The 12,277-nt window shown below is 61.8% G+C and carries 13 protein-coding genes and 1 tRNA gene; 13 read left to right on the top strand and 1 reads right to left on the bottom strand.

Going from position 1 to position 12,277, the window contains the following annotated elements:
* Positions 1–326: 326 nt before the first annotated feature.
* The 10 genes from HMPREF2791_RS00120 (at position 327) to HMPREF2791_RS00075 (ending at position 9,282) form a co-directional block, all read left to right on the top strand.
* On the top strand, positions 327–1,133 hold the full coding sequence (locus tag HMPREF2791_RS00120; protein ID WP_070843749.1) for a lytic transglycosylase domain-containing protein: 807 nt from the start codon (positions 327–329) through the stop codon (positions 1,131–1,133).
* Positions 1,134–1,192: 59 nt separating this feature from the next.
* On the top strand, positions 1,193–2,467 hold the full coding sequence (gene eno / locus HMPREF2791_RS00115) for a phosphopyruvate hydratase (RefSeq protein WP_070843748.1): 1,275 nt from the start codon (positions 1,193–1,195) through the stop codon (positions 2,465–2,467).
* 159 nt (positions 2,468–2,626) lie between these two features.
* Entirely contained in the window at positions 2,627–3,454 is an 828-nt protein-coding gene (locus tag HMPREF2791_RS00110; RefSeq protein WP_070843747.1) for a type IV toxin-antitoxin system AbiEi family antitoxin domain-containing protein, read from the top strand.
* On the top strand, positions 3,417–4,370 hold the full coding sequence (locus HMPREF2791_RS00105; RefSeq protein ID WP_083327827.1) for a nucleotidyl transferase AbiEii/AbiGii toxin family protein: 954 nt from the start codon (positions 3,417–3,419) through the stop codon (positions 4,368–4,370). Before HMPREF2791_RS00110 ends, HMPREF2791_RS00105 begins: the two co-directional genes overlap by 38 nt.
* A gap of 10 nt (positions 4,371–4,380) precedes the next feature.
* Positions 4,381–6,045: an SWIM zinc finger family protein gene (locus HMPREF2791_RS00100; protein WP_141764863.1), complete on the top strand. Its 1,665-nt coding sequence runs from the start codon at positions 4,381–4,383 to the stop codon at positions 6,043–6,045.
* A gap of 24 nt (positions 6,046–6,069) precedes the next feature.
* Positions 6,070–6,690, top strand: coding sequence for a septum formation initiator family protein (locus HMPREF2791_RS00095; RefSeq protein ID WP_070843744.1), 621 nt, complete (start codon positions 6,070–6,072; stop codon positions 6,688–6,690).
* Positions 6,691–6,795: 105 nt separating this feature from the next.
* Complete coding sequence (locus HMPREF2791_RS00090; protein ID WP_070843743.1) at positions 6,796–7,362, top strand: Panacea domain-containing protein; 567 nt, start codon at positions 6,796–6,798, stop codon at positions 7,360–7,362.
* Between the two features lie 26 nt (positions 7,363–7,388).
* Positions 7,389–7,751 (top strand): type II toxin-antitoxin system death-on-curing family toxin, encoded by a 363-nt coding sequence (locus tag HMPREF2791_RS00085; RefSeq protein WP_168168276.1) that lies wholly within the window; start codon positions 7,389–7,391, stop codon positions 7,749–7,751.
* A 53-nt stretch (positions 7,752–7,804) separates the two neighbouring features.
* On the top strand, positions 7,805–8,368 hold the full coding sequence (locus HMPREF2791_RS00080) for a DUF501 domain-containing protein (protein WP_070843741.1): 564 nt from the start codon (positions 7,805–7,807) through the stop codon (positions 8,366–8,368).
* Positions 8,365–9,282 (top strand): Ppx/GppA phosphatase family protein, encoded by a 918-nt coding sequence (locus HMPREF2791_RS00075; RefSeq protein ID WP_070843740.1) that lies wholly within the window; start codon positions 8,365–8,367, stop codon positions 9,280–9,282. The genes HMPREF2791_RS00080 and HMPREF2791_RS00075 overlap by 4 nt, the downstream gene beginning before the upstream one ends.
* Here HMPREF2791_RS00075 and HMPREF2791_RS00070 read toward each other — a convergent pair.
* Entirely contained in the window at positions 9,279–9,551 is a 273-nt protein-coding gene (locus HMPREF2791_RS00070) for a hypothetical protein (protein ID WP_070843739.1), read from the bottom strand. The genes HMPREF2791_RS00075 and HMPREF2791_RS00070 overlap by 4 nt on opposite strands.
* Before the next feature lie 125 nt (positions 9,552–9,676).
* Here HMPREF2791_RS00070 and wecB point away from each other — a divergent pair, with 125 nt between their 5' ends.
* The 3 genes from wecB (at position 9,677) to HMPREF2791_RS11465 (ending at position 12,277) form a co-directional block, all read left to right on the top strand.
* The gene (gene wecB, locus HMPREF2791_RS00065) at positions 9,677–10,807 is read left to right on the top strand and encodes a non-hydrolyzing UDP-N-acetylglucosamine 2-epimerase (protein ID WP_070843738.1); all 1,131 of its coding nucleotides are present in this window, start codon (positions 9,677–9,679) and stop codon (positions 10,805–10,807) included.
* Positions 10,808–10,871: 64 nt separating this feature from the next.
* Positions 10,872–10,945, top strand: a tRNA-Ile gene (locus tag HMPREF2791_RS00060).
* Between the two features lie 84 nt (positions 10,946–11,029).
* Positions 11,030–12,277, top strand: a complete 1,248-nt coding sequence (locus tag HMPREF2791_RS11465) for a glycosyltransferase family 4 protein (protein ID WP_256380993.1) — start codon at positions 11,030–11,032, stop codon at positions 12,275–12,277.

The following is a 12,277-nucleotide window of genomic DNA, read 5'->3' as shown; positions in this document are numbered from 1 at the left end:
CTGGGTGCAAAACGAACTCAACGACACACCCCGACAAGTCCTCGGCGGAGCAACCCCACGTGAAATACTCGAGCAAATATTCAAACGTGGCGCATTAACCGCTTGATCCCGCCACCCGCCTGTCCGCCCAAATCGCCCCAAAAGCATCGCCGAATTCAGGTTTTGCCGCAATACCTGAATTCGGCGCGGGTGTGCGCGGTGGTATGTGCTTCAAGGCAGACATAAACCCGCCGCGAATTCGGGCCAACTACGACAAAACCCAACGCGGGTATGTGCTACCGGCGCGTTCACCATTCGCAGGCACCCGCGCGGTACACTCTCCGGTCATGTCAGCAGCCAGGCGAGTAGCGCGCGGGTGCGGCTGCGCGGGTGTCCTCGTCGCGGCCGCCGCGGTGGTGATGGTGGTCGCGCTGGTGGCGTGGCTCATCGCCGCGTTCTCCACCCCGGACCGTCACGAGCCGCTCCAGCCGGTGCCCACCACCATGCCGCCGCCAGCCGCCGTAGCGCCCCCGCCTATCGACGTCCACGGCCCCGGCCGCACCTCCGACCTGCTCTTTGACTGGTCGCAGGACATCGGCAACGCCACCAACGTCTCGGGCCAGGCGATCCGCGCCTACGCCAACGCCGCGCTGATCGCCAACGAGTCCTGGCCGGCCTGCAACCTGCAGTGGAACACGCTCGCCGGCATCGGCTGGGTGGAAACACGCCACGGCACGTACACGGGCCACTTCAACAACTCCCAGTTAAACCAAGACGGCTACCCGGAGCCGCCGATCATCGGCCCGAAGCTCGACGGCGACGGCTTCGCTCACGTTACGGACACCGACCAAGGCGCCTTCGACAACGACCCCGAGTTCGACCGTGCCGTCGGCCCCATGCAGTTCATTCCCGAGTCCTGGGCGCGCTACGGGCGCGACGCCAACGGCGACGGCCACCCGGACCCGCAGCAGATCGACGACGCCGCTCTCGGCGCCGCCAACCTGCTGTGCAACTCCGGCGGGCACACGCGCGACCTGGCTACGGAGGAGGGCTGGCGCCAGGCGATTTTCGCCTACAACCAGTCCAACGACTACGTGGCCAAAGTCCGCGACGCCGCGGCGAACTACGCCATGAACCAACCAGCCCACCGGTAGCACTGACCGGGCTAAGCTAGTACGCGGTAAAACGCTTCCGACCCACGCAAGGAGTCACCATGGCCGACATCATGCACATCTTCGCCCGCGAGATCCTGGATTCCCGCGGTAACCCGACTGTGGAGGTGGAGGCGCTGCTCGCGGACGGCTCCCACGGCCGCGCGGGCGTGCCGTCCGGCGCGTCCACGGGCGAGCACGAGGCGCACGAGCTTCGCGACGGCGACGAGCGCTACGCCGGCAAGGGTGTGCTGAAGGCTGTCGAGAACGTCAACGAGACCATCGCGGACGAGTTGGCGGGGATTGAGGCGGACGACCAGCGGATCGTCGATACGCTCATGCTCGAGCTTGACGGCACCGACAACAAGAAGAAGCTTGGCGCGAACGCGCTTTTGGGCGTGTCCATGGCCGTGGCGAAGGCTGCCGCTGATTCGGCTGCGCTGCCGCTGTACCGCTACATCGGCGGCCCGAACGCGCACGTGCTGCCGGTGCCGATGATGAACATCCTCAACGGCGGCGCGCATGCGGATTCGGGTGTGGACGTGCAGGAGTTCATGATCGCCCCGGTCGGCGCGGAGACTTTCACCGAGGCGCTGCGCATGGGCACCGAGGTCTATCACGCGCTGAAGAGCGTGCTGAAGTCCAAGGACCTGTCCACCGGCCTGGGCGACGAGGGCGGCTTCGCCCCGTCCGTGGGCTCCACCAAGGAGGCCCTGGATCTCATCGTGGAGGCCATTGAGAAGGCGGGCTACAAGCTTGGCGACGATGTCGCGCTCGCCCTCGACGTCGCATCTTCCGAGTTCTTCGAGGACGGCGCCTACAACTTCGAGGGCGGCAAGCACTCCGCCGAGGAGATGATCAAGGTCTACGCCGATCTGGTGGAGCAGTACCCGATCGTCTCCATCGAGGACCCGCTGGATGAGAACGACTGGGACGGCTACGTCACCCTCACCGAGCAGCTGGGCGACAAGGTGCAGATCGTCGGCGACGACTTCTTCGTCACCAACCCGAAGCGCCTGGCCGAGGGCATCGAGAAGGGCGCCGCCAACGCGCTGCTGGTGAAGGTCAACCAGATTGGCACCCTGACCGAAACCTTCGACGCCGTGGAGCTGGCCCACCGCAACGGCTACCGCACCATGATGTCGCACCGCTCCGGCGAGACCGAGGACACCACCATCGCCGACCTGGCCGTGGCCCTGTCCTGCGGCCAGATCAAGACCGGTGCGCCGGCCCGCTCCGAGCGCGTGGCCAAGTACAACCGCCTCCTGCGCATCGAGGAGGAGCTCGGCCCGGCCGCCGAGTACGCGGGCCGCTCCGCGTTCCCGCGCTTCAAGTAAGCATTTGCTTATCGACGCCCCTCCGGCCCCGCCCGTTTTCGGCGCGGGATCTTCTTTTAGTCGCATCGATTGACGTTTGTATCAATCTGAACTGACGATTGTATCTCGATGAGTGATACAATCGTCAGCAGGAAGCGATACAAAGTGACGGAGTGCCGTATGAAGCAAGCGGAGGTGCTGGCGACCTTGGAAACGGTCGCCGCCGACCAGTGGGGGATCGTGACTACGGCGCAGGCTGGCCGGGAAGGCGTGGAAAGGCTGCAACTGTCGCGGTTGGCCGAGAAGGGCGACCTTGATCGAGCGAGGCATGGGGTGTACCTGTTGCCCTCCCATCAGGCTGGGACGCAGGATGAGATTCGTGCCGCGTGGCTGTCTCTTGAGCCAAAGAAGTTCATTGATGAGCGCTGGGAGGATGAGTGGCCCGTTGTGGTCTCTCACGAGTCTGCAGCGCGCATCCACGGCATTGGGCGTTTGATTCCGCCGAAGCTCACATTCTCGACCGGCGGCACGAAGCAGACGCGGCAACAGGGGATCCGCATCTACACGCGCCGGGAGCTTGCAGAGGCAGACATCGTCTTAGTAGACGGTCTGCCAGTGACAAGTGTTGCCAGGACAGTCGGCGACCTGGCTGAACTGAAGGTCGAGAGGGGCTATCTGGCCGACCTGGTCGCGGACGCCTTGCGAAAGGAGAACGTACGCATCGATGACCTCGCTGAGAAGCTGAAGCCTGCAGCCCGTTCCTTCGGGGCGAAATCCGGTACGCAGCTAGTCTCTGAACTGAGCGAGGCAGCATCCTCGCTGGAAGACATCGTTGAATGGCGCGATCGTTATGTGCACTCCATGCCGGATATAGAGATGGACCCCCGCGTGGAAAAGGTACTCACGGAAAGGATGAAACTTGTCGCCGTGCAACTAGAAGAGAAACTGGCCCCAATTCTCAAGCAGATCCATGAGATTGAAAGGCAGTGGGGCAATGGCGGTAAGTAAGCGTGAGAGTAAAGAGCAGCAAAAGAAGCTCAACCAAGCCATCGCGAGAAGGTCGAAGGCCCGCGGGCTGCCCAGCGATTTAATTCGCTACCAGATCGCATTTGAGGGGTTCTTGGAGCGAGTCTTTCAGGCGGGATCCGATGTGTGGGTGCTTAAAGGAGGAGCGTCTCTGCTGATGCGAAACGGTGAGGGCCGCACTACCACCGATGTTGATTTGGCCCGCATTCCTCGGCTTGGTCCACTTGAGAGCATCGAAGCTGAGATGCACGAGATTGCTCGACGGCCTGGACAAGGTCCGCTGAGTTACAGAGTAAAAAGAGTGCGGCAGAAGCGAACAGGTAGTGACGATGGTTACAGGGGACCGACCTACGAAGTCTCGCTCGACGCCATGACGGGAGCAGTTGTGTTCCAGGCCTTTAGCCTGGACCTCACCGAACAGCGGCATACGCAGGAACCACATGAACGGGTAGAAGTTGATCCGACGCTGGGCAAACTCTCCTCGGAGTACCTCAAACCGTTTGCGGTTTTCGCCACTGCGATTGAGTCGCAGCTCGCGGACAAGATCTGCGCGATGAGGGAAGAACACCGCAGTGGGGACAGCAACCGTTACCACGACCTGGCGGACATCATCACCATCTTGCTCACACAACCGATTTTGGCGGAAAGGCTGGAGAGCGCTTGCCGACACGAAGCGCGGCGAAGGGGAATTGAGACCCCGACGGAGATGTGGGCGCCACCGTCGTGGGAAAAGAACTTCTCAATGCATGCCGCGACCTATTTCGGTTTGCCTGAGGAATACCGCAGTTTCCCGGCAGCGATGTCGTATGTCTGCGAGGTGCTGGATCCGGCGCTATCCGGTGATCTCGGCGACTCCTATTGGAATCCAGACAGGCAGCGTTGGGGCGAAAGCACGTAAAGTTGGGCGGGTGACTATTCGTACTATGTTTGATCAGCTGACCGTGGACTACCTCGCGGAGCGCACCGACCACGCGAGTTTTGACCGCGGGCAGAAGATCGACCCGCAGCGCGTGGAGATCACCGAGCGCACCGACAACGTGGTGCGCTCCACAGTGACCGCGCCGCACGAGTACCACGTGCGGCTCCTGCTCAGCGGCGCCGACCTGCAGGCCGAGTGCGATTGCGCGATCGAGCACGAGTGGTGCCGACACGCGGTGGCCACCGCGCTGAAGCTGATCAGCGAGCGCGGCAAGGTCTTCACCCCGAACGTCCAGGCGGCGGCCGCGGCGGAGGCCGTGTTCGACGACGAGATTGACACCTACGTGGCCAACCTGCGCCACGACCAGCTGGTCCAACTCGTGCGCAACCTGCGCGTGGCGCAGCCGAACGTGGACCTTGTGCTGGAGGTTGGGGCGGCGGAGCACGGTGGGGGACCGGAGGCCGTGGGCAAGCGAATCGCCCAACGGGTGGACCGCTTGAGCCGCAAGAACCCCGGCTGGTCCGCGCGCTTGACCGCGGAGGTGGCGCAGGAGTGGTTCGCGCTGCTGGACATCTGCTCCACCTGCATCGACCGTGGCTGGGGCGCGCAGCTGGTGCGCCCGCTGGAGGCCGCCACCGAGGGCATCGGGCAGATGCTGCTGCGCACTGACGACGCCTACGGCTCGCTCGCCGACGCTTACCGCACCGCCATCATCCTCCACCTGGCCGCCTACCGGCAGGCGCCGCCGACGCCGGGGGAGGTGGTGGAGTGGATCTCCAACCTGGTTTTCGACGAAACCGGCTTCGGCGAACCCGACCTGGCCGATTACGCCGACTGGCTGGACATCCCGGCCGTCGACGAGTTGGAGCGCCGCCTGGACAAACAGGACACGCAGGACTCTCACGGCCGCTACGGCGACTCCCTGGAGTACCTGCGCGAGGGCATCGCGCGCCTGCGCGGCGACGACACCGCCCTCGAGCAGATGCTTTTAGGTGACGAGCTGCTCGCCTTCTTTGAGGAGCGCGCCCGCGACGACGACGCCCGCGACCTGCTCGAAGCCGCAATGAAAGAGCGCGTGAGCAAGAAGCGACTAGGACTCGGCGGCACCGGCATCTCCATGGAGGCGCTGACCAAACGCCTGGACCGCTACTTCGGCCCCGGCGCCCTGCTGAATTTCCGTACCGCCTTTGCCAAGGCCCACCCGGGCCGGGGCTTCCGCGAACTGCTGGGCGAGGACGGCGTCACTCCCGCCATGGCCCAAGAGGTCATCGACGCCGTCCCGAGCTGGATCCAGGGCAACCTCCAGCTGCTCTACGCCGAGCATTTCGACGACTTCGAGCTGGGCTACCGCGTGGCCACCGAGCACCCGCGCCCGGACGAGCTGGACTCGGAGCTGATCTTTGAGATGGGCACCGCCATCGGCGTGAACGTGGACCGCGCCCGCGGCACCGAGCTGATGTTCCGCCTGGCCGAGCACTTCGCCGCCGCGGGTGATCTGCCCAGCTACAAGCGCCTGGAGGCGGAGCTGCGCGACATCCGCAAGTTCGTCGCCGACGACGCGAACGCGCAGGCCCGCTTCAACGAGCTGGTGGAGGACCTGCGCGCCCGCTACGCCGGCCGCGCCGCAATCCGCGAGATCCTCGAGCGCATCTAGCCTCTGGCGTATCATCTGCTGATTATGACGAAGCGCTCCCGCACCCGCCGCCCCAGCACGGTCCCCGTTGCCAGCCGCGACCGGGAAAACGCCGAGCGCGCCGCCCGCCACAAGCAGCGCGGCAGGGCCATCGCATTTCCGAAGCAGGACATGGCGAGCGTGGTCATCCTCATCGCCGTGCTCATCCTCGTGCTGCTGGCCATCGCGGCGCCGCTTCGCAACTTCTACGAGGGCCGCGCCGAGATCGCCCGCGCCAACGAGTCCATCGCCCGCCTCGAGGCTCAGAAGAAGGCGCTGGAGGACGACATCGCCATGTACGACGACGACGCCTTCCTCAAACAGGAAGCCCGCCGCCGCCTCGGTGTGATGGAGGAGGGCGAGACCGCCTGGCGCATCATCGACCCCCGCATGACCGCGCCCGAGGCCATCACCACCGGCAAGGACGACATCCCCGACACCCGCACCTGGCCGCAAGTGATGTGGGACTCCCTGCGCGAGGTCCCAACCGAGGAGCTTCCGCCTATCGACGACGCTCCGCCCGCCCCCGCCCCCGAAGCACCCGCCGCGCCGGAGGGGCCTGTTCCAGAGGAGGCCCCGGGTGCGCCTGAGGCCCCGGCACCGGAAGCTCCCGCGCCGGCGCAGTAAGAGCGATTTCGAACGTTTGTCGTTTGGAAAATGCCTTGGTGTGAGGGAGCAGTGCTACATTCTGCGTAAACGCTATTCCAGTGGCAATTGTGAGAGGAGGCGGAAATGGCGAAGATTCTTGACGTAGCTCAGTTCATATACGACGAACTTGGCTGGGTGGATGCATGGCGCTTGGAAAAGTTGACCTACTACGCCGATTCTTGGTTTGCCGCTTGGTACGGTGAGCCCCTCTTCAACGAAAATTTTGAAGCATGGGTTGACGGGCCTGTAGCGCCAGTGCTGTATCACGCAAATAAAGGTCGCGACAGTCGTATGTCCCGGAATCTTCCTCAGGGTGACGGGAGTGCGCTGCTTCCACGTGAGGAAGCGGCTATTGCCAGTGTTCTTGATTTCTATGGCAACTGGAGTAGAGAGCGGCTCATCGAGCAAACCCACAAGGAGGAGCCGTGGCTCGAGGCGAGGGAAGGGCTCGGCAAGCACGCTCGCTCCAGCAGAGTGATTTCGAAGGAGACAACGATGCGCTTCTACGCTCGTTGCGAAGCTAAAGGGAACAAGGTCCCCAGGCGACCGTTCGACGGACGCCCGAATTGGAGCACCGAAGATGTGCGCGCCACTTTTGAAGCAAACACCGCGAGGTGGGCCGAAGCTATCGCTTTGTTGGCGGACCGTTAACTCAGTGCTGAATGAATCACTATTGCTTGCCTCCCGAAGAAGTTATTGAGCTGAATCGCCAGTTAATCGCCAATGACTTCAATGTCTTAGACCGAGGCAAGCTCGAGGGGGCGCTTGCTGCCCCGATTCAAACCTTCGGCCGGCAGTATCTGATTTCGTCAGTGTTTGGCAGAACTGCCGAATTGTTGATGATGCTCATCAACGCTCATGCGTTTTCCGACGGAAACAAGCGGACCGCATGGGTGTGCGCCGTCACCTATCTGAACCTCGAGGGATTCGACTTGGTTGAAATCGATGCGGAAGTGGTCGCAGACTTCGTGGAGGATGTTGCCTTGGACTTACATGATCGCGATTCGATCGCCGTGTGGTTTGCCGACCATTTGGCCTGAGACGAGTTGCAGGGCGTTAATCGTGGCGGTGCGCGTGTGGGACAATAGCCCGCATGCACACTCCTCCCACAGACGAACAACTCGCCACCGTTGCCGAGCAGCTCGGCCGCACCCCGCGCGGCGTGCTCGCCATCGCGTGCACCACCCCGGACAACCAGCCGGCCGTGGTGAAAACCGCGCCCAAGCTTGACGACGGCACCCCGTTTCCCACCCTCTACTACCTCACCGACCCGCGCCTGACCGCCGAGGCCTCCCGCCTCGAGGTCGCGCAGGTGATGAAGTGGATGGAGAACCGCCTGAACGAAGACAGCGACGAGGGGGAGGAACTCCGCGCCGACTACCAGGCCGCCCACGAGCACTTCCTGAAAGAGCGCAACGCCATCGAGGACCTGGGCACCGACTTCTCCGGCGGCGGCATGCCCGAGCGGGTGAAGTGCCTCCACGTGCTCATCGCCTTCGCGCTCGCCGAAGGCCCGGAACGCGTCCGCTTCGGCACCGAGGCCGTGGCACTGGCAGCCGAGCACGGCGACCTGCGCGGCACCGCCATCCCCGCCGACTGGCCCACGCTCGACGACCTCGGCATTACCCTCGAGGAAGCAGGGGAGGGGCTCGCATGACCCGCGTCGCCGCCGTAGACTGCGGCACCAACTCCATCCGCCTACTCATCCACGACACGGACACCGGCGAGGTCTCCCGCCGCAACACCATCGTCCGCCTCGGCCAAGGCGTCGACGAGACAGGCCAGTTCGCCCCAGAGGCGATCGAGCGCACCCGCGCGGCGCTCGCGGATTACGTCGACGAGATGCAGCGCGAGCACGTCACCCGAGTGCGCATGGTGGCTACCTCCGCCACCCGCGACGCCGCCAACCGCGAGGACTTCTTCGCCATGACCCGCGAGCTGCTCGGCAAGATCCAGCCGGGCGCAGTCGCCGAGGTCATCACCGGCGAGGAGGAGGCGGCGCTGTCGTTTGCCGGCGCCACCGCGGACATCGACTCGGCCCGCGGCCCGTTCTGCGTGATCGATCTCGGCGGCGGGTCGACGGAGTTCGTCATGGAGGGCCACGCCATCTCCACCCAAATGGGGTGTGTGCGCATCACCGAGCGCATCATGCGCACCGACCCGCCCACAGCGGAGGAGACGACTAAGGCGCGCGCACTTATCGACGAAAAAATCGCCGACGCCGCGTCCGTCGTTCCTTTTGCAGATGCGCGGATGTTTGTCGGCTGCGCCGGCACTTTCACCACGCTCTCCGCGCTAGCGCAGGGGCTGGACAGCTACAACACCGAGCGTATCCACATGTCGGAGATCCCCTTCAACCGGCTCCGTGAGGTGACCGCGGACCTACGCGCCAAGACTGCGGCTCAACGACGCGAGAATCCCGTCGTGCACCCCGGCCGCGCCGACGTCATCGGCTCCGGCTCCACGGTGGTGGAGCAGCTCATGGACGCCTTCGAGCGTGAAGCTGGTGCCACCAGCTTCATCATCAGCGAAAAGGACATCCTCGACGGGATCGTCGCCGGGCTGGCCTAATCCTGGTCCGGCTCGTAGATCGTGTCCTCGATCTGCTTGGCCGAATTGCCGCGCAGCTTCTTGCCCTTGCGGAGGTCCTTCACCTCGCGCATGCGCGGCTCCGGATCGATCTTGTTCGCGATAGCCCGGCGAGCGGAGGAGGTGACCTGCTTGGTTACCGGCGAGTTGGCGACAGCCTGCGCGGCGTTAACGATCTGGTGGTAGCGCTTCCGGCCGGCTTTCGTGCCGAGCACATACCCGGCGGCGGCCCCGACAACGTATTGGTACATGGTGGATAGTGTATCTAGGAGTGGAAGTTCGCATTGACTTCACAACTGTCGGTAGAGTTCATAGAGCTAACCGAATGCTCGGAATCGATTGATCTTGAGCGGAGAAAGAACAGCTTGGACGTGGAATGGTAAGTGAAAACCCGAAGGTGATGGTTGTGTATGGCACGCGACCAGAAGCCATCAAGCTTGCACCGGTTATCCGTCGACTGAAGTCGTACGAAGACCTGGACGTGGTCGTCGTTTCGACGGCGCAGCACCAGCAGCTGCTTGAGTCGATAGTCGAGCGGTTTGGCATTCAAGCTGATTATCAACTGCCAGCGATGCCGGTGGGGAGGGCGCTCAATGAACTTCTTGCATCGACTATCAGTGGTCTCGACTCCATTCTCGAGGAAGTTGCGCCTCAGTTAGCTCTTGTACAAGGGGATACCACGACCGCCTTTGCTTCTGCTTTGGCGGCTTTCAACAGGGGAGTAAAGGTTGCGCACCTTGAAGCAGGATTGAGGACCGGGGACATTCGTGCGCCGTTCCCCGAAGAAGCAAACCGCCGATTGATCAGCCAGATTGCAGAATTGCACTGTGCGCCGTCTGGTGATGCTTCACAGAATCTGTTGGCGGAGGGCATCCCTAAAGAAAAGGTCGTAATTACGGGGAACACGGTAATTGATGCTCTCTACGAGGTTTCGGGATGGGATGTCGACTTTTCCGATGACCGCGTAAAAGACCTTGTTAATCGGAAAGCAAGATTCGTCTTGGTAACGGCCCACAGAAGGGAAAATCTGGGCAAACTTGGAGGGATTGCTTCTGCCATAGACCAGCTCGCCAACGCATTCAGCGACGTCTCTTTCGTGGTTCCGCTGCATGCCAACCCGCTAGTTAAAGACGCCTTCCAACAGAAGCTGGCTGGTAAACAAAATGTGCTCTTGACCGACGCATTGCCTTACCCGGAGTTTACGGCGCTTTTAAGGCGAAGCTGGATGGTGATTACGGATTCCGGAGGCGTGCAAGAGGAAGCACCGGCTCTGGGCGTTCCGGTCTTGCTGATGCGGGATAAGACTGAACGACATGAAGTTCTGCAGTCAGGGTCTGTCCGTTTGGTGGGTACCGATTCGACTCGAATTGTCGAAGCAGCTACTCGACTCTTGGATGACGAGGAAGAGTTGGCAGCTATGTCGGTAGTTTCAAGCCCGTACGGGGAAGGAAGGGCTTCCTACCGCGTTGCTGATGCTCTCCACAATTTGCTCATTACGAATGGTTAGGGGCCACAGGGCATGGGGTATTTCATCACGAGCAGAATCGCATGGCTATACTTTCCGCAAACGAGGGGCTATAGCTCAGTCGGTTAGAGCTACGGACTCATAATCCGTTGGTCGCGGGTTCGAGCCCCGCTGGCCCCACAGTGAATCCGGTGCATCAATCCTGGAAGGAAAATACACTTGCGTATTTTGGTACTTTCACAGTATTGGTGGCCGGAAAACGGGGTGCCTCAGCGTCGTTGGTCGTGGCTAACACACCATTTACGGGAACTAGGTCATGAAGTAGTGGTTGTGGCACCACCTCCTCACTACAACCGAGAACTTAGCTTCATGGAGTACGTCAACTCGATTTCCGAGCGACGGACCGCTTACGAGGTCGGCCCCGAGGGCGAAAGAATATGGCGATGTGGGTATTTACCCTCTAGCAAGTCGTTAACCTACCGCGCATTGAATCAGGGGTATGTGGCGTTAAGTACGGTAGTCACTTGTTTCCGCCACCGGAAGTCGGATGACTTTATACCTGACCTTGTGATCGGGACGGTGCCCGCCTTGCCCACCGCCGTAGCCGCTTACTTAGTGGGGCGTTTGTTCAAGCGGCCATACATTATTGACTTGCGAGACGCCTGGCCGGACCTGCTTAATTACAGCTCCTCGTGGAATGCGGGAACGGGACGGAAATCAATTCGTGAGCGCCTGTTGCGGAGGGGGCCGCTTCAGCTAGTAAGCAAATTGACGCACCTTTCGTTGCAGTTCTGCTACGAGCGCAGCACCGCGATGATTCTTACATCTGATCACCTTAAACAACGGTTATCGGAGCGGATGAACGGAAACAGGCCAGGCCGAAAGCCCTATCTAGCAACGATCCGCAATGTGTTTCCTCCACAATCCGTACCGGAGAGGAAAGAAGCAAGACTCAGTGGCGACAAACTCCGAATTCTCTACGCAGGAACACTTGGCCGAGCACAGCAACTATCCAATGCAGTCGAGGCCGTCCGTATTGCGAATGCAAAGGGGTGTGCTGTCGAACTGCACCTCGTGGGGGCAGGAGCGACCAGCGCTGCCCTGCGGTCGATGATAAAGGGAACCGGATTGCCCGTGCAGATCTATAGGCGTCTTGGTGCTGGGGAGATTGCAGATCACTACGAGTGGGCAGATACCGCACTGGTCCATCTGGCCGACTGGGAGCCACTGAAAGCCGCTGTGCCTAGCAAAACTTTTGAGTTAGTCCAGTTAGGGATTCATATTAGCGGTGCAATCCAAGGCGAAGCGGCAGACATTATTCGGAACCTGCAAGCAGGAGATGTCGTACCGCCGAATGACCCCGAAGCACTTGCCGAACTCTGGTGCAGCCTGAGCCGAGATCGTAGACGTCTATTGATAGGAAACGGTCCCGCGGAAGCTCTCCAGCACGAAGAGAGGACAATAGTACCGAGTACCCTAAAAGCAATCTTGCATGAAGCCATTGAGAGGTGA

This window comes from Corynebacterium sp. HMSC034A01 (genome assembly GCF_001838175.1).
In the GTDB taxonomy this organism is placed as follows: Bacteria; Actinomycetota; Actinomycetes; order Mycobacteriales; family Mycobacteriaceae; genus Corynebacterium.
The sequence above is the reverse complement of the archived record's forward strand: the minus strand, read 5'-3'. Positions and strand labels throughout refer to the sequence as shown.